At 41.6% G+C, this 798-nt stretch carries 1 pseudogene; it reads right to left on the bottom strand.

What is annotated here, in order from left to right:
• Nucleotides 1-620, bottom strand: a pseudogene (locus tag KJB35_RS26300) (hypothetical protein); the annotation flags it as partial.
• Nucleotides 621-798: the final 178 nt, after the last annotated feature.

The following is a 798-nucleotide window of genomic DNA, read 5'->3' as shown; positions in this document are numbered from 1 at the left end:
GTTGGCAAATCGACAAGGTTTGCGTGTTCAAAGGCTAAACCCTCAAGATACTCAGGAGTACTTACATCAATGAACTTCTGAATTAACGACTTAACGTCACCAGATTTTATTCCGAGCATAACCATTTGGAGCTCAAAGAAGGTACGAGACCGAACATTATACCACTCAGTGTTTGGGTGGTCGGCTAGGTTGGCAAGGTACTCGATGTCACTCACCTGCTCACAGAATAAAGATAGCCAACTTAAGTAGGTTAGATATAGCGCACCTTCAAGACCATTGTATTCCTCTTTCTTTGCTACTAGAGTGACCTCCGCTTTGGGGAGCACGACCGAAATCGTATCTCCATCACTCAATAGCTGTGACTGTACTAATTTAATATCAAAGTACTGATGCATATCCATTGCTCTAAGACTAGATTCTATGTCTCCAGCCTTGTGGTATAAACTACTGGTTAGATAAAGGCCTGTAAGACTCACGCTATATAAATCGACTTTCCCGATTTTAGAGTAACGCTCAAAGTCATCAAGCAGTCGTTTACATTTCATCCCGTATGGGTTAGAAAGTCTCTTTAGGTAGTCTGCATGACATGGTATTGGTTTAAAGTGTTCTTTTGATGTCATATAAACATTTCTCTTTAATTTATTAACTGGATCGAAGGAGTTAGTTAACGCCCTGTTAAGGGGTGAGCAACGCAATACCGATGCCGCCGCATACCACCTTAAACACTAAAAGCAACGCATAGTGAAAATGCCACGCGTTGCGAATCCCTCTTGAACAGTTTGTTAGGCGACATTTCTA

Source organism: Vibrio sp. D431a (assembly GCF_030248655.1).
In the GTDB taxonomy this organism is placed as follows: domain Bacteria; phylum Pseudomonadota; class Gammaproteobacteria; order Enterobacterales; family Vibrionaceae; genus Vibrio; species Vibrio alginolyticus.
Note: the sequence above shows the minus strand (reverse complement) of the source record. Positions and strands in the feature narration are given on the sequence as shown.